Below are 15,252 nucleotides of genomic sequence, written 5' to 3' on the forward strand. Positions count from 1 at the left end.
CTCGCGACGACGGAGCGGGTCGCACCGACCGAAGCGGTCGGCCGGAAGCCGTGTCAGGGGCTGAAGATCAGCACGAGGTAGACGAAGAACAGCACGAGGTGCACTGCGCCCTCCAGCACGGTGGTGCGCGAGCCCGAGAAGGTCTGGGCGCTGAGGATCAGCGTCACGGCCAGCAGGGTCATCTCGGTGGGCTTGAGGCCGAGCACCACGGTCTGGCCGGTGAGCAGCCCGATGGTGAGGATCGCCGGCACGGTGAGGCCGACCGTGGAGGTGGCCGCCCCCAGGCACAGGTTGATCGCCCGCTGGAGCTCGTTGCGGGCCACCGCCTTGAGCGCCGAGATCCCCTCCGGCGTGAACACGATGGCGGCGATCAGCACGCCGCCCAGCGCCGTCGGCGCGCCGAGCGCCGCGATGCCGTGGTCGAGGATCACCGCGAGGCTCTTGGCCAGGATCACGATCGGCAGGACGTTGGCGAGCAGCAGGCCGACATGCTTGGCGACGCTGCCGCCCGAGACCGGATCCGCGCCGTGCGGCGGCTCCGTCGCCTCGGGGATCTCCGCGTCGATGAAGAACTCGCTGTGGCGCCCGGTCTGGATCAGCAGGAACACGCCGTAGAGGGCGAGGGTGAACACCGAGAATGTGACCGCCTGAAGCGTCGTCAGGGTCCCGTCGCTGGTGGAGCTGGTGAAGTTCGGGATGATCAGCGCGATGGTGGTGAGCGGGATGATCACCGCCATGAAGGCCGAGGCGCCCTGGAGGTTGTAGCGCTGCTGGTGGTGGCGCAGGCCGCCGACCAGGAGACCCAGCCCGACCACGCCGTTCAGCACGATCATCAGCACTGCGAACATCGTGTCGCGGCCGAGGGTCGGCGCGTCCTTGGCCGACAGCATCACGGCGGAGATCAGCGCCACCTCGATGATGACGATGGCCAGCGTCAGGACCAGCGTCCCGAGGGGCTCGCCGAGGCGGTGTGCCAGTTCCTCGGCCTCGTGCACCACGCCGAAGGCGGCCCAGACGATCACGGCGAGCAGCCACGCGAACAGGCCCCCCGCGAACAGGGGCTGCGACAGGTCTCCGAGCCAGTCCTTGCCGAACCACGTGAAGGCGAGAACCGTCGCCCAGGCTACCGCCACCCGCAGGGCTGCCATCATGATGAACGTGTACTCCGCTCGGTTCGCGTCGGGCCTCGACGTGCGCGATTCACGGGAGCCTTAGCAGGTCGTCGGACCAGTGTCGGCGTCGACGGCCGATCGGCCGCGGGTCCATTCGCGCGCCGGTGAGGCGTGCCGGATCCCGGATCGAGCGCGCGCAACCGCCCCATGCTGCGACGGGAGTGGTCAGTCGGCCCGGTTGGCGTTACCTTCCGGGCACCCGAATAAAGTCCGGCGCCTGATTCCCCCGCCGCGCGATGGCGCGCTGCCGGGCGCGGCACGGCCGTTGAGAGTTCCCGAAGCTTGCCTTTCCCGACCCTGCCCGCCCCCCTCGCGCGGGCCCTGAGCGACCGCGGCTACGCCGACCCGACGCCGGTCCAGGCCGCCGTGCTGGAAGCCGCCGCCGGCTCCCGCGACCTCCTCGTCTCGGCCCAGACCGGGTCCGGCAAGACCGTGGCCTACGGCCTCGCCATGGCCAGCATGCTGATCGGGGAGGCCGAGCATCTGCCGCCCCCGGCGGCGCCCCTCGCCCTCGTGATCGCCCCGACCCGGGAACTCGCACTGCAGGTCCAGCGGGAGCTGTCCTGGCTCTACGGCCCGGCCGGTGGCCGGGTCGCGGCCTGCGTCGGCGGCATGGATCCGCGCCGGGAGAGCCGGATGCTCGCGGACGGCACCCACATCGTGGTGGGGACGCCGGGCCGCCTGCGCGACCACCTCGAGCGCCGCAATCTCGACCCGACGGCGCTGCGCGCCGTGGTCCTCGACGAGGCGGACGAGATGCTCGATCTCGGCTTCCGCGAGGACATCGAGTTCATCCTCTCGGCGACGCCCGCTGAGCGGGCCACCTACCTGTTCTCCGCGACGCTGCCGAAGGCGATCGAGACGCTGGCTGAGCGCTACCAGCGCGGAGCCCTCCGGCTCGCGATCAAGGGCGAGACCAAGGGCCACGCCGACATCGCCTACCGGGCGGTGCGGATCATGCCGCGGGAAACCGAGCACGTGGTGCTCAACCTCCTGCGCGAGGCGGACGCCAAGACCGCGATCGTCTTCTGCAACACCCGCAACGCCGTCCGGCACCTCCAGGCCAGCCTGACCGAGCGGGGCTTCTCGGTGGTGGCGCTCTCGGGCGAGCTGGGGCAGGGCGAGCGCAACGCCGCCCTCCAGGCCCTGCGCGACGGCCGCGCCCGCGTCTGCGTCGCCACCGACGTGGCCGCCCGCGGCATCGACCTGCCGTCGCTCAGCCTCGTCATCCACGCGGATCTCCCGCACGACGCCGAAGTCATGCAGCACCGCAGCGGCCGCACCGGCCGTGCCGGCCGCAAGGGCACCTCGGTGCTGCTGATCCCCAATTCCCGGCGGCGCCGGGCCGAGCAGATGTTCGCCATCGCCAAGGTGAGTCCCGAATGGTCGGGGCCGCCCTCGGCCGACGAGATCCGCCGGCTCGACGGCGAGCGCATGCTCTCCGACCCGCTCTTCGCCGAGCCGCCGGCCGAGGAGGACGTCGCGCTGGCCGAGACGCTGCTCGCCGGCAAGAGCCCCGAGGAACTCGCCGTGCTCCTGGCCCGCGTGTACCGCACCCGCCTGCCGGCCCCCGAGGAGGTCAGCGATCCGGGCGAGGGCCGCGTGCCCCGCGGCGAGCGGCCGCCCTACGACCCGATGGACCCGGAGCGGATCGCCGCCATGGGCCCGGCGGTCTGGTTCCGGCTGAATCTCGGCCGCCGCGACAACGCCGACCCGCGCCGGCTGCTGCCGATGCTGACCCGTCGGGGCGGGATCGGGCGCCAGGAGATCGGCGCCATCCGGATCTTCGACCGCGAGACCAAGTTCGAGGTGCGGGGCAACGCGGCGGCGCGCTTCGCCGAATCCTTCGCCCGCAACGGCTCGCCGGAGATCCAGGTCGAGGCGCTCGCGGGCGATGGGGCGCCGGCCGAGCGCCGGGGCCCGCCCGCCGGGCCGAAGGGTTTCGCGAGCCCGCGGGCCGGCAAGCACCAGCGCAAGGCCGAGCGCACCGGGCCGAAGGGCGACAAAGCCGGGCGCCAGACGGGCCGGGCCTGAGCGGCGGACCGCGATAGCCGTCCGGCCCCATGGTCGGGGCCGGCCGCGGCGGATCAGAAGACGTTCTTGACGGCGTCGCCGAGGGCGTCGACGCTCTCCTTCAGCTTCCGCCCGGCCGGTGCCAGGGACGGGAGCTTGATGCCGAGCACCTCGGTGTCCTCCGCCTCGGCGGGCTCCGCCTGGGCAACGGTCGCTGCGGCGCTCTTCGCCTTGTCGGCGGTCCGCGTCGGCGCGGGCGTTTGGCGGGTCGCCGCCTTGGGCGTGGGCTTCTCAGGGCGCTCGATCTTCTCGGCGCGCTCCGTCCTCTCCGATTTCCCGGAGCGCTCCGTCTTCTCGGCCCGCTCCTTCTTATCGGGACGCTCGGTCTTCTCCGCGCGCTCGGTGCTCTCCGCCACCGGCTTCGGCGCGGCCGGCTCGACGAGCTCGCGGGCCCGGACCGTCTCGGAGGCGCGGGGCGTCTGAAGCGCGGCCGTGCGGACCGGCGCCAGCGGCGCGACTTCCCGCGCGGCCGCGACCGGCGTGACGGGCGTCGGAACCGGGATGCGCTGCGTCGGCGCGACGGGGGCGGCGGCGACCTTCGCGGGCTGCGGGGCCGCCGGCCGCGGGGCGGCGGGCGCGGGCGGCGTCTGCGCGGGCGTGATCGCCGCGAAGGCTTCCGGCAGCGACACCATCCTGAGTGCCGGCGTCTCCGGCTTGGCGGGCTGCGCCGGGGCGGCCGCCGCCTGGACGGAGCCCTTGATGGCGGGCAGCCCGTCCTTCAGCTCCGGCCAGTCCGCGGCCTGCCGGGACGCGACGATCTTCACGGGGGTCGGCGCCGCGAGGCCGGCCATCACCGTCGAGGCGGCGACGCCGAAGCCGACCAGCGCGCCCGCGCCGACCACGCTGAACAGCACGACCTTGAGGTTCAGCGACAGCCCGGGCTTGGCCGACGGCATCCGGTCAGGCCGGGTCTCGGACGGGTCGAGGTTGAGATCGATCATAGGCCGGGGTCTCTGACACGATACACGCCGCGCGCGACCGGGCTCCCCTTCACCGGCCGCCACACTCCGAGGATTCGAAGGTGGTTCGACTCTGGTGGCGATAGAGGAGCTGCAATACGGCGCAATGATGTCGGTCCGAATTGCCTGCCCAGCCAGTCCTGGCGCGGCTATCCACAAGATTACGCCGCTCCGCTTAAGAATCGGTGTTCGCCCCCTCCGCGGCACCGGGGGCGGGGCGGCCTGAGCACGACCGGGTCGCCACTCTGCCGCCCCTCCGCGGCGGGCGCCATGGACTTCGCCGGCGCGGTCGCTATGCGTCAGCGCGTGGATACCCGCCCGAACCTGTCCCCGCGTTCCGAGACGGCCGAAACGCCGGACGCTCCCCGGCTCCGCCGCTGGCCCTGGTCGGCTTGGTCCACCCGCGCGCGGCTCGTCGCGGTGGTCCTGCTGATCGACGCCTTCGCGGCCGTGATCTCCTGCGCGGTCATCGTCCTGAACGCCCGGTCGGCCGTGCGCGTCGAGACCCGCGCGTCGCTCGCGACCGTCGAGTCGCTGGTGGCCGACACGATCCGCCTGTCCGACACGGCCGCGCCCGACACGCTGCTCCAGACCCTCGACCTGCGCTTCAAGGTCCTCCGGCACGTCCGGGTCGCGGTGCTCGACGCGGACGGCGACGAGGTCGGCAGGCCGCTGCCGCCGCCGCGCGCCGACCGGGAGGCGCCGCGCTGGTTCGCCGACCTGATCATGCCGCCGATCGAGCGCCACGCCCTTCCGATCGTCGTCAACGGGCGGCGGCTCGGCACGGCGCAGATCACCACGCAGCCGATGGACGAGATCGACGAGATCTGGGGCTACGCCCGGGCGCTCTCGCTGACCACCCTGGCGATCAACGCCGCGATGCTGATCGCCCTCTACATCGCGCTGGGCCGGATCCTCGCGCCGCTGCGGCGGCTCGGCGCCGGCCTGACCCAGCTCGAGCACCACGACTACACCGCCCGCCTGGAGCCCCCCGGCGCCCGGGAGTTGGCGGTGATCGCCGAGCGGTTCAACAAGGTCGCAGAGGCCCTGGGCGAGGTCCGGGCCGCCAACGGCCGCCTCAACCGCCAGCTCCTGACCGCGCAGGACGACGAGCGCCGCCGGACGGCCCTGGAACTGCACGACGAGTTCGGTCCGTGCCTGTTCGCCCTGGAGGCCAACGCCGCCTCGATCGGCCGCATCGCCTCCGGCACGGCCGAGCCGAGCCGCGAGAAGCTCGCCGCCCGGGCGGCCGAGATCAGCGCGATCGTCGGGCAGGTCCAGACCGTCAACCGGGAGCTCCTGAACCGCCTGCGGCCGCACGGCCTCGGGCAGGCGCCCCTGGCGACCTGCCTCGACCTGCTCCTGCGCGGCTTCGGGCAGCGCCATCCCGGCATCACCTTCTCCGGGCGCTTCGACGGGCTGGCCCGGGGCTACGGTGACCTCGTGGACCTCACGGTGTTCCGCTGCGTGCAGGAGAGCGCCACCAACGCCGTGCGGCACGGCGCCGCGACCCGGGTGGAGGCCGAGGCGGCCGAGACCGGCGGCCGGATCGACCTCACCATCCGCGACAATGGCACCGGAATTCCGCCGGAACACGGCACCGGCCTCGGTCTGTCGGGGATGCGCGAGCGCGTGGAGGCCCTCGACGGCACCTTCGCCCTTGACAATGCCGGCCCCGGGGCGATCGTCCGGATCACGATCCCCGTTCCGCCTGACCGGGGCGACGAGAACAACACCGCGCCGAGCGCATGAACGCCATCGCATCCCAGATCGACGCCGCCGCCACGCGCCTGCCGGTTCTCGTCATCGATGATCACCCCATCGTCCTGCAGGGCTGTCGACGCGTGCTGGAGGATTCCGGCGTCGAGACCATCGCGGAGGCGACGACGGTCGTCGGCGGCTACCGGATCTTCCACCGGCTCCGGCCGCCGGTCGTGATCTGCGACCTGACCTTCCAGGGCAGCGGCATGGCCGGGCTCGGCCTGATCCGGCGGATCCGGGCGGTCGCGCCCGAGACGCGCATCCTGGTCTTCAGCATGCACAACGATCCGGTGATCGTCGCCCGCGCCCTTGAGGCGGGGGCGCTGGGCTACGTCCTCAAGGACCACGCCTCGGCCGAGCTGTTCGAGGCCTTCGCCAAGGTCCGCGTCGGCGAGGTCTACCTCGACCGGCGGCTCGCCACCGAGGTGGCGATGCTGCGCGCCGACGCCCGCCGCGCGCCGGAATCGCAGCTGACCCCCCGCGAGCAGCAGATCCTGGCGCGCCTCGCGCAGGGCCGCTCCTACGGGGCCATCGCGGCCGACCTGTCGGTCAGCTACAAGACCGTGACGAACGCCTGCTCGCAGATGCGCCAGAAGCTCGGCGTGCGCACCCTCGCCGAGCTGATCCACGTCGCCGTCACCCACGCGCAGCGGCAGGGCTAGGCCGTGGCATCCCCCGGACCTGAGGGCGCCTTCTCCCGGGAGGCCTGGGCGCGCAACGCCGCCGCCTACGAGACCATCCGGTCGATGCCGTTCAACGCCGAGCTCGCCGCCGGCACGCTGCCGCAGGACCGGTTCCGGCACTACATCGTGCAGGACGCGCACTACCTGATCGGCTTCGGCCGGGCGCTGAGCCTCGCCGCCGCGAAGGCGCCGGATCCGGACACGATCGTGCAGTTCTCCCGCGCCGCGCAGGAGGCGATCGTGGTCGAGCGCGCCCTCCACGGTGGCTTCTTCCGCGACTACGGCATCGGGCCGGAGACCTTCGCGGCCACGCCCCTGACGCCGGCCTGCGACCACTACGTCAGCTACCTCACGGCCACCGCCTACGCCGAGCCCTACGCGGTCCTCTGCGCGGCCCTGCTGCCCTGCTTCTGGATCTACAAGGCGGTCGGCGACGACATCTTCGCCCGCGCGGCGCCCGACAACCCGTACCGCGCCTGGATCGACACCTACGCGGGCAACGATTTCGCCGCGGCGGTCGCGGCCATGATCGCCGCCACGGACCGCGCGGCGCGGGACGCGTCGGAGGCCGAGCGCGCGCGGATGCACCGGGCGTTCACGCAGGCCACCCGGCTCGAGTGGCAGTTCTGGGACAGCGCCTACCGCGACGCGGCTTGGGCCCTGTGATCCGCCCGGCGCGCCCGTGACCGCGCCGGAGGCCCGCCGCCGCGATCTCGTCGCCGCCGCGCTCGCCGCCGCCCTGGTCGCGCCGCTCCGTCCGGCCCTGGCCGAAACCGCCGGGGCGCCGGCGCCGATCCCGCCGGATCGGCCCGTCCGGATCGCCATGCTGGTCTATCCGGGCCTGACCGCGCTCGATCTCGTGGGGCCGCAGACCTTCCTCGCCGGCCTCGCGCCCGGCAGCCTCCACCTCGTCGGCGCGGAGCCCGGGCCGGTGACGAGCGACACCGGCCTCGTCCTGGTGGCGACCCACGGCTTCGCGACTTGCCCGGCGGATCTCGACGTCCTGTTCGTCCCCGGGGGCGACGGCACCCCCGCCCAGATGGGTGACGCCGCGCTCCTCGCCTTCCTGCGCGACCGCGCCGCGCGGGCCGGCTGGATCGCCAGCGTCTGCACCGGGTCGCTGATCCTCGGGGCGGCGGGCCTGCTGCGCGGCTACCGCGCGACGTCGCACTGGAGCGTGCGCGACGCGGTGCTGCCGCTCCTGGGCGCCCGGCCGGTGGCCGAGCGCGTCGTCTTCGACCGCGACCGCGTCACCGCGGCCGGGGTCTCGGCGGGGCTCGATCTCGGGCTGGCGCTCGCCGCGCGCCTGCGCGGGGATTCCTACGCCCGCACCGCGCAGCTCGTCGCCGAGTACGCCCCGGCGCCGCCCTTCCGCGCCGGCACGCCCGCCGAGGCCGGGCCCGCAACCGTCCGGGCGGCCGAGGCGATCCTCGCGCCGCTGGTGACGGGGGCGGAGGCCGCAGCGCGCCGGTGAGCGCCGCGCCGGCGATGCAACCGGGCCACGGTCCGGCGCGACGTGCGGCGGCGTGCTTGACGGCGCGCCGCCGGGGCCCGAACTGTTGCGGTGCACGATCCCCCGGAGCCGCCATGTCCCTGATCGCACGCCTGCGCGCCTACGCGGCCGAGGCTCTCGGCGTCGGCACGCAGGAGACCGTGGACGAGACGCATCTCGCGGCGACCGCGCTCCTCGTCCACGTCGCCCGCGTCGACGGCATCCTGGCGCCGGCCGAGAGCGAGCGCCTCTCGCGCCTCGTGCAGGGCCACTACGCCGACGGTCCGGACGCGGCGCGGGCGCTGATCGAGCGCGCCGCCGCCATGGATTCGGAGGTGCGCGACGTGGCGAGCCTCGTGGAGATGATCCCGCACGAGGCCGACCGGTCCGAGCGCGAGGAGTTGCTGACCATGGCGTGGTCGGTCGCGGCGGCGGACGGCAACGTCGACGAGTTCGAGGAGGCGCTGGTCGAGCGCCTCGGCCGCCTGCTCGGCTTCGACGAGGCCGCCATCGCGGCGGCCCGCCGCAGCGGACAGCAGGGCGTCGCGGCCGCGTAGTCCCGGCCGCCCGCGATGATCGCCAGCCTGGCCCTGATCCTGCTCGCGCAGCTGCTGGGCGAAGCCCTCGCGCGGGGCGCGGGCGTCCCGATCCCGGGGCCGGTGATCGGCATGGGCCTGATGTTCGCGTTCCTGGTGCTGCGCGACAATGCCCGCCTCGGCCTGCCGCGCGTGCTGCCGAAGCCGCTGACCGACGGGACGCTCGAGACGACCGCGCGCGGGCTGCTGATGAACCTGTCGCTCCTGTTCGTCCCCGCGGGCGTCGGCGTCGTCGGCCGCCTCGACCTGCTGCGGGCGCAGGGCGCCAAGCTGGCCCTCGTGCTGGTCGTCTCGACCGCCCTTTCGCTGCTGGTCACCGTCCTGGTGTTCCGCGCCGTCGCCGCGCTGGTCGAGCGGCGCGGGACCGACGGGGAGCCCTGACGGGTGGGCGGCGACTTCTCGCTCTGGGTCTACCTCGCCAAGACGCCGCTCCTGTGGCTGACGGTGACGCTGACCGCCTACGTCCTGGCGGACCGGATCGCCGCCGTGACCGGCCGGCACCCGATCGCCAACCCCGTCCTCATCACCGTCGTCCTGGTCGGGGCGGTCCTGGCCGTCACCGGCACGCCCTACGGGGCCTATTTCGAAGGCGCGCAGTTCGTCCACTTCCTGCTCGGGCCCGCCACCGTGGTGCTGGCGATGCCGCTCTACGAGCGGCGGGCGACCGTCCTGCGCGCCCTCGCGCCGATGCTGGCGGCCCTCGCCGCCGGCTCGGCCACCACCCTCGCCGTGGTGATCGGCCTCGCGCGCCTCCTCGACATCCCGCAGCCGATCCTCGTCTCGCTGGCACCGAAATCCGTGACCTCGGGCGTCGCGATGGGCATCGCGGAGGCGCTCGGCGGCGACCCGACGCTCACGGCCATCCTGGTGATCCTCACCGGCATCATCGGGGCGATCCTCGTGACGCCGATGATGAACCTCCTCCGGATCCGCGACATGCGCGCCCGCGGCTTCGCGGCCGGGCTCGCGGCCCACGGCATCGGGACGGCCCGCGCCTTCCAGGTCAGCGAGGTCGCCGGCACCTTCGCGGGCATCGCCATGGGGCTCAACGCCTTCCTGACGGCGATCCTCGCGCCCCTGGCGCTGCACCTGCTGTTCTGAGGCCTCAGGCGTCCAGCCGGTCGGCCACCGCCTCGGCGAGCGAGAGGCTGGAGGTCAGGCCTGGGCTCTCGATCCCGAACAGGTGCACGATCCCCGGCAGGCCGTGCTCGGCCGGCCCGTCGATCCGGAAGTCGGCCGCCGCCTCGCCGGGCCCGGTCAGCTTCGGCCGCAGGCCGGCGTAGTCCGGGTACAGCGCCCCGTCGGGCAGGCCGGGCCAGTAGCGCCGAATCGCGCCGTAGAAGGCCTCGGCGCGCGCGGGATCGACCCGGTAGTCGAACCCGTCGACCCACTCCACGTCGGGCCCGAAGCGGGTGCGGCCGGCGAGGTCGAGGGTGAGGTGAATGCCGAGGCCGCCGTCGATCCGCGGCGCCGGGTAGATCAGCCGCGAGAAGGCCGGCTTGCCGGTGCAGCCGAAGTAGTTGCCGCGGGCGAGGCGCAGCGTCGGGACGCGCTCGGCCGGGTAGCCCTCCGTGCGGGCGGCCAGGGCCGGGGCGCCGAAGCTCGCGGCGTTGACCACCGCGTCGAAGGCCATCGTGCCGGGCTCGGCGCCGCCGAACGCGGCCTGCCACTGCCCGTCCCGCCGCGTCAGGCCCTCGACCGGGGTGCGCAGGGCGAGCGCGCCGCCGTGATCCTCGATCGCCCCGAGCAGGGCGAGCATCAGCGCGTGGCTGTCGACGACGCCGGTGCGCGGCGAGTGCAGCGCCACCGTGCAGGCGAGATTCGGCTCCAGCTGCCGGGCGGCGCGCCCGTCGAGGAGTTCGAGGCCCGGGACGCCGTTGGCCTCGCCCTGGCGTCGGATCGCCGCGATCTTCTCGGCCTCCGCGTCGTCGGAGGCGACGATCAGCTTGCCGCACGCGCGATGCGGGACGCCGTGACTCGCGCAAAAGTTGTATAAGCGCCGGGCGCCCTCGACGCAGTGGTGCGCGCGCTCGGATCCGCCCGGGTAGTACATGCCGGCGTGGATCACTTCCGAGCTGCGGGAGGAGACCCCCGTTCCGAAGGCGTCCTCGGCTTCCGCCACGATGACGGCATGCCCGCGCAGCGCGAGTGCCCGCCCGATGGCGAGTCCGACGACGCCGGCTCCGACGACCAGGGCCTCCATGTCTTCGCGTTCTCCAACGCGCCCGGTTGGGCAGGTGAGTCCTCAATACCGCACTTGAGCCGGAACAACGACGCGCCCGTTGATTCGTCGTTGACCCTAAATCTCAATCCTAAGTAGAAATATCGGCGCGATAAATGCGCGGCTCGGTTGTAGCGACGGCGGACTGGCCCATAATGAGGCCATCCGCCGCCTCCGGCCGAGGCCGAGAACGTCTCAGGGACATGCACCGGCCGTCGGCGGCGAAGAGCCCGACGGAAACCGACGAGAGCCACATCCGAAACACGTAGAATCGAGGTGACGACCATGCAGATGACATCGCCGAGCGTCGAACTCGCCGCAAAGATCCTGAGCGCCTACGTCACGCGCAACAGTGTCCCGGCGGGAACGCTGCCCGACCTGCTCTCCGAGGTACACCGCTCGATCACCGCCCTGGACCAGCCGGCGGAGCCGCAGGTCCGGCGGCCGACCGAGGCGCAGATCCGGGCCTCGATCCGGCCCGACACGCTCATCAGCTTCGAGGACGGCAAGCCCTACAAGGCCCTGCGGCGTCACCTGACGATGCGCGGCCTCACACCCGAGGCCTACAAGGCCAAGTGGGGCCTGCCCGTCGATTACCCGCTGGTCTCGGCGGTCTACAGCGCCCGCCGCTCGACGATCTCCCGCCAGATCGGCGAGGGCCAGCGCCTGCGGATGCAGCAGGCCGCGGAGTAACGGGCATCGGTCGCCGGCGCGCGAGGCCGGCGACCGATCCTCACGGCCAGCCCGGATTCTGCGCCTCGGCGCCGGCGGTCGCCACCTCCTGGATCAGCAGGGCCACGAGTCCGGACCATCCGGTCTGGTGCGACGCGCCGACCCCGCGGCCGCTGTCCCCGTGGTAGTACTCGTAGAACAGGACGAGGTCGCGGAAATGCGGATCCTCCTGCTCGATCCGGCTGTCGCCGTAGACCGGCCTGCGCCCGTCCGGCCGGCGGGTCGAGAGGCTGATCAGCCGCCGTGACAGGTGGGCGGCGATCTCCCGGAGCGCGTAGGTCCGGCCCGACCCGGTCGGCGCCTCGACCCGGAAATCCGGGCCGTAATAGTCGTGGAAGCGGTTCAGCCCGGCGATGAGCAGGTAGTTGACCGGCATCCACACCGGTCCCCGCCAGTTCGAGTTGCCGCCGAACAGCCGCGAGCGCGACTCGGCCGGCTCGTAGGCGAGCCCCAGGTCCCGCCCGTCCCAGGCGAAGCAGAACGGCGTGTCCGCGTAGACGCGGGACACGGCGCGCAGCCCGTAATCCGATAGGAACTCGTTCGGGTCCAGGGCGCGGTGGAGCAGGGCCTTCAGCCGGTGCCCGCGCAGCAGCGACAGCAGCGCCGTCTGGCCCTCGCCGGGCTCGTTCCAGCGCGAGACCAGGGTCGCGAGGTCCGGGCGGTTCTTGAGGAAGAACACCATCCGGCTGCGCAGGGACGGCAGCCGCGCGAGGTCGCACTCGTTGATCACCGCGACCGCGAAGATCGGGATCAGGCCGACCATGGTCCGGGCGCGGATCGGGAGGCGCTGCCCGTCGCGCGTCTCGATCACGTCGTAGAAGAAGCCGTCCGGCTCGTCCCACACGCCCGCGCCCGTGGCGCCCGCGATGAGGAGGAAGTGCTCGAAGAATTTCTCCGCCATGTCCTCGAAGGTCGGATCCTCGAGGGCGAGCTCGATGGCGATCCGCATCAGGTTCAGCGCGTAGGTCGCCATCCAGGCCGTGGCGTCGGACTGGGTCAGCGTGGCGCCGTCGCCCACCGGCTTCGATCGGTCGAAGATCCCGATGTTGTCGAGGCCGAGGAAGCCGCCCTGGAACAGGTTGCGGTCGTCCGAATCCTTCCGGTTCACCCACCACGTGAAGTTGAGGGTGAGCTTGTTGAAGATCCGCTTGAGGAAGGCGTGGTCCGGTTTGCCGGTGAGCGCCCGGTCCAGCTCGAACACCCGCCAGGCGGCCAGCGCGTGGACCGGCGGGTTGGCGTCCCCGAAGCCCCACTCGTAGGCCGGCAGCGCGGCGTTCGGGTGGGTGTAGGCCTCGTCGACCAGCAGTAGGAGCTGGTTCTTGGCGAAGTCCGGGTCGATGAGCCCGAACACGATCGCCTGCAGGGCGAGGTCCCAGGACGCGAACCAGGGGTACTCCCAGGCATCCGGCATCGAGATGATGTCGTTGGCGCGCAGATGCGACCAGTCGCTGTTGCGGCCGTGCCGCCGCTCCGGCGCCGGCGCGGGCTGCGCCGGGTCGCCGGCGAGCCACTCGCGCACGTCGTAATGGTAGAGCTGCTTCGACCAGAGCATGCCGGCGAGCGCCTGCCGCTGCACGAGCCGCATCTCGGGATCGTCGATCGGCGCCTGGAGCGCCCCGTAGAAATCGTCGGCCTCCCCCTCGCGGGCGGCGAAGACGGCGTCGAAATCCGCGAAGGGCGCGCCCGGCGCGGTCTCGGCGCGCAGGCGCAGGCGCACGGTCCGCGTCTCGCCGGGGCCGAGATGCAGGTCGTAGCGGGCGGCGCACTTGGTGCCGGACAGGGCGTTGACGGCGGCCCGGTCGCCGCCCACGACGCACCGGTCGATCCCGTCCTTGTAGAAGCCCTCGGCGGGGCCGCTGCCGAACAGCCGGTGCGTGTTGGTCTCGTTCTCGGTGAACAGCAGGTCGCCCGCGCCCTCGGCGAAGAACCGGAAGGTCGGCATCTCGGGGTGGCGCGCCCAGACCGAGCCCTCCGACCCGGCCATCAGTTCCGGCTTCGGAGTGCCCTGCTTCCAAGACCACGTGTTGCGGGCCCAAAGCTGCGGCAGCAGCGTCAGGGCGGCCGGGTCCGGGCCGCGGTTGGTGGCGGTCACCCGCATCAGGATGTCGTCGGGGGCGGCCTTGGCGTAGGCGATCTCGACGTCGAAGTAGCGGCCCGCGTCGAACAGGCCCGTGTCGAGGAGCTCGAATTCCGGGTCGTCGAGGCCGCGCCGCGCGTTCTCCTCGACCAGGCGCCCGTACGGGAAGGCCGCCTGCGGGTACTTGTACAGCATCCGCATGAAAGCGTGGGTCGGGACCCCGTCGAGGTAGTAGTAGAGTTCCTTGACGTCCTCGCCGTGGTTGCCCTCCTGGTTGGTCAGGCCGAAGAGGCGCTCCTTCAAAATCGGGTCGCGCCCGTTCCACAGCGCCAGGGACAGGCACCAGTTCAGGTGGCGGTCGCCGAAGCCGCCGATCCCGTCCTCGCCCCAGCGATAGGCGCGGGACCGGGCGTGGTCGTGGGGCAGGTAGTCCCAGGCGTCGCCCTTCGGGCTGTAATCCTCCCGCACCGTGCCCCATTGCCGGTCGCTGAGGTACGGCCCCCAGCGGCGCCACGCCGGATCGGAGCGGGCCTCGACGAGACGGCGGCCCTCGGCGGTCTCGAAGAGGTGCGGCGGCACGCCGTCGGGCTTGGTCATACGCGCGCTGCTCCTGCCCCCGCGGATCCGTACCGGATAAAGCCGCGACGCCGGCAGGGAAAGTCAACGCCCCGCCGCGACCGGATCGCCGCGGGGGATCACACGACGCGCGATCACACGATGCGGATCGACAGGTCCGGCAGGCCCTCGATCGAGCCGGCGAGCACGTCCCCGCGGACGACCGGCCCGACATTCTCGGGCGTTCCCGAGAAGACGATGTCGCCCGCCTTCAGCTCGAAGGCCCGCGACAGCTCGGCGATCTGCTCGGCGACCGACCAGATCATGTCCGACAGGTCCGCGTCCTGCCGCACGGTGCCGTTCATGGCGAGCCGGATGCGGCCGCGCGCCGGATGCCCGACCCGGGCGACGGGCAGGATCGGCGTGATCGGCGCGGACTGATCGAAGCTCTTGCCGATCTCCCAGGGCTTCTTCTGGTTGCCCATGCCGCGCTGGAGGTCCCGGCGGGTCATGTCGAGGCCGGTGGCGTAGCCGTAGACGTGGTCGAGCGCCTGCGCGGCCGGGATGTCGCGACCGCCCGACTTCAGCACGGCGACGAGTTCGATCTCGTGGTGGTAGTTCTGGGTCAGCGACGGGTAGGGATGGTCGGCGACGCCGCCCGCGACGACCTGCACGGCATCCGCCGGCTTCTGGAAGAAGAAGGGCGGCTCGCGCGACGGGTCGGAGCCCATCTCGCGGGCGTGGGCCGCGTAGTTCCGGCCGATGCAGTAGATCCGGCGGACCGGGAAGACCTGCGCCTCGCCCAGGATCGGGATGGTGGCCTGCGGCAGCGGGAACAGCGGGGCCGGCCGCGCCTCGGCGGCCGCGGCGGGCCCGAGGCCCGCGGCGGCCCCGGCGGCGACCGCCCCGAGCGCGCGGCGTCGACTGATCG

Annotated in this window: 14 protein-coding genes; 9 read left to right on the forward strand and 5 right to left on the reverse strand. The window is 72.9% G+C overall.

All coding sequences use genetic code 11. The annotated features are described in order from the left end of the window. Window positions 1-53 precede the first annotated feature (53 nt). The gene (locus ACLBYE_RS08415) at window positions 54-1,151 is read right to left on the reverse strand and encodes a calcium:proton antiporter (protein WP_042671759.1); all 1,098 of its coding nucleotides are present in this window, start codon (window positions 1,149-1,151) and stop codon (window positions 54-56) included. A gap of 303 nt (window positions 1,152-1,454) precedes the next feature. On the opposite strand from ACLBYE_RS08415, the gene ACLBYE_RS08420 reads away from it, so the two are divergent. Next, window positions 1,455-3,206 (forward strand): DEAD/DEAH box helicase, encoded by a 1,752-nt coding sequence (locus ACLBYE_RS08420; protein WP_447693815.1) that lies wholly within the window; start codon window positions 1,455-1,457, stop codon window positions 3,204-3,206. A gap of 53 nt (window positions 3,207-3,259) precedes the next feature. Here the strand turns inward: ACLBYE_RS08420 and ACLBYE_RS08425 are convergent, their stop codons facing one another. Next, entirely contained in the window at window positions 3,260-4,186 is a 927-nt protein-coding gene (locus ACLBYE_RS08425; RefSeq protein ID WP_447693816.1) for a hypothetical protein, read from the reverse strand. Window positions 4,187-4,474: 288 nt separating this feature from the next. Between ACLBYE_RS08425 and ACLBYE_RS08430 the strand changes: the two genes are divergently transcribed. From ACLBYE_RS08430 to ACLBYE_RS08460, 7 genes are all read left to right on the forward strand, one after another. Continuing rightward, window positions 4,475-5,956: an ATP-binding protein gene (locus ACLBYE_RS08430; RefSeq protein WP_447693817.1), complete on the forward strand. Its 1,482-nt coding sequence runs from the start codon at window positions 4,475-4,477 to the stop codon at window positions 5,954-5,956. Beyond that, window positions 5,953-6,627, forward strand: coding sequence for a response regulator (locus ACLBYE_RS08435; protein WP_012320334.1), 675 nt, complete (start codon window positions 5,953-5,955; stop codon window positions 6,625-6,627). Before ACLBYE_RS08430 ends, ACLBYE_RS08435 begins: the two co-directional genes overlap by 4 nt. Before the next feature lie 3 nt (window positions 6,628-6,630). After that, entirely contained in the window at window positions 6,631-7,314 is a 684-nt protein-coding gene (gene tenA / locus ACLBYE_RS08440; protein ID WP_447693818.1) for a thiaminase II, read from the forward strand. Between the two features lie 16 nt (window positions 7,315-7,330). Beyond that, entirely contained in the window at window positions 7,331-8,122 is a 792-nt protein-coding gene (locus ACLBYE_RS08445) for a DJ-1/PfpI family protein (RefSeq protein ID WP_447693819.1), read from the forward strand. 113 nt (window positions 8,123-8,235) lie between these two features. Beyond that, window positions 8,236-8,697: a tellurite resistance TerB family protein gene (locus ACLBYE_RS08450; RefSeq protein WP_020093031.1), complete on the forward strand. Its 462-nt coding sequence runs from the start codon at window positions 8,236-8,238 to the stop codon at window positions 8,695-8,697. 15 nt (window positions 8,698-8,712) lie between these two features. After that, a complete protein-coding gene (locus ACLBYE_RS08455) occupies window positions 8,713-9,117 on the forward strand; it encodes a CidA/LrgA family protein (RefSeq protein WP_447693820.1) in 405 nt (134 codons plus the stop codon). Between the two features lie 3 nt (window positions 9,118-9,120). Next, window positions 9,121-9,837, forward strand: coding sequence for an LrgB family protein (locus ACLBYE_RS08460; protein ID WP_056533157.1), 717 nt, complete (start codon window positions 9,121-9,123; stop codon window positions 9,835-9,837). Between the two features lie 4 nt (window positions 9,838-9,841). Here the strand turns inward: ACLBYE_RS08460 and ACLBYE_RS08465 are convergent, their stop codons facing one another. Beyond that, on the reverse strand, window positions 9,842-10,939 hold the full coding sequence (locus ACLBYE_RS08465; RefSeq protein WP_447693821.1) for an NAD(P)/FAD-dependent oxidoreductase: 1,098 nt from the start codon (window positions 10,937-10,939) through the stop codon (window positions 9,842-9,844). 303 nt (window positions 10,940-11,242) lie between these two features. On the opposite strand from ACLBYE_RS08465, the gene ACLBYE_RS08470 reads away from it, so the two are divergent. After that, complete coding sequence (locus tag ACLBYE_RS08470) at window positions 11,243-11,650, forward strand: MucR family transcriptional regulator (protein ID WP_026604910.1); 408 nt, start codon at window positions 11,243-11,245, stop codon at window positions 11,648-11,650. 40 nt (window positions 11,651-11,690) lie between these two features. Here the strand turns inward: ACLBYE_RS08470 and ACLBYE_RS08475 are convergent, their stop codons facing one another. Together ACLBYE_RS08475 and ACLBYE_RS08480 are read right to left on the reverse strand one after the other, a co-directional pair. Further along, window positions 11,691-14,363 carry an MGH1-like glycoside hydrolase domain-containing protein gene (locus ACLBYE_RS08475; protein ID WP_447693822.1) on the reverse strand — a complete coding sequence of 891 codons (2,673 nt, stop codon included), beginning with the start codon at window positions 14,361-14,363 and terminating at the stop codon, window positions 11,691-11,693. A gap of 113 nt (window positions 14,364-14,476) precedes the next feature. Beyond that, a complete protein-coding gene (locus ACLBYE_RS08480) occupies window positions 14,477-15,250 on the reverse strand; it encodes a fumarylacetoacetate hydrolase family protein (RefSeq protein WP_447693823.1) in 774 nt (257 codons plus the stop codon). Window positions 15,251-15,252: the final 2 nt, after the last annotated feature.

Source organism: Methylobacterium sp. A52T, from assembly GCF_053346095.1.

Bases quoted from the DNA above. Each gene is read 5' to 3' on its own strand.
- ACLBYE_RS08435 (WP_012320334.1), top strand. From the start codon at position 5,953: ATGAACGCCATCGCATCCCAGATCGACGCCGCCGCCACGCGCCTGCCG.
- ACLBYE_RS08455 (WP_447693820.1), top strand. From the start codon at position 8,713: ATGATCGCCAGCCTGGCCCTGATCCTGCTCGCGCAGCTGCTGGGCGAA.
- ACLBYE_RS08450 (WP_020093031.1), top strand. From the start codon at position 8,236: ATGTCCCTGATCGCACGCCTGCGCGCCTACGCGGCCGAGGCTCTCGGC.
- ACLBYE_RS08425 (WP_447693816.1), bottom strand. From the start codon at position 4,186: ATGATCGATCTCAACCTCGACCCGTCCGAGACCCGGCCTGACCGGATG.
- ACLBYE_RS08415 (WP_042671759.1), bottom strand. From the start codon at position 1,151: ATGATGGCAGCCCTGCGGGTGGCGGTAGCCTGGGCGACGGTTCTCGCC.
- ACLBYE_RS08470 (WP_026604910.1), top strand. From the start codon at position 11,243: ATGCAGATGACATCGCCGAGCGTCGAACTCGCCGCAAAGATCCTGAGC.
- ACLBYE_RS08465 (WP_447693821.1), bottom strand. From the start codon at position 10,939: ATGGAGGCCCTGGTCGTCGGAGCCGGCGTCGTCGGACTCGCCATCGGG.
- ACLBYE_RS08475 (WP_447693822.1), bottom strand. From the start codon at position 14,363: ATGACCAAGCCCGACGGCGTGCCGCCGCACCTCTTCGAGACCGCCGAG.
- ACLBYE_RS08430 (WP_447693817.1), top strand. From the start codon at position 4,475: ATGGACTTCGCCGGCGCGGTCGCTATGCGTCAGCGCGTGGATACCCGC.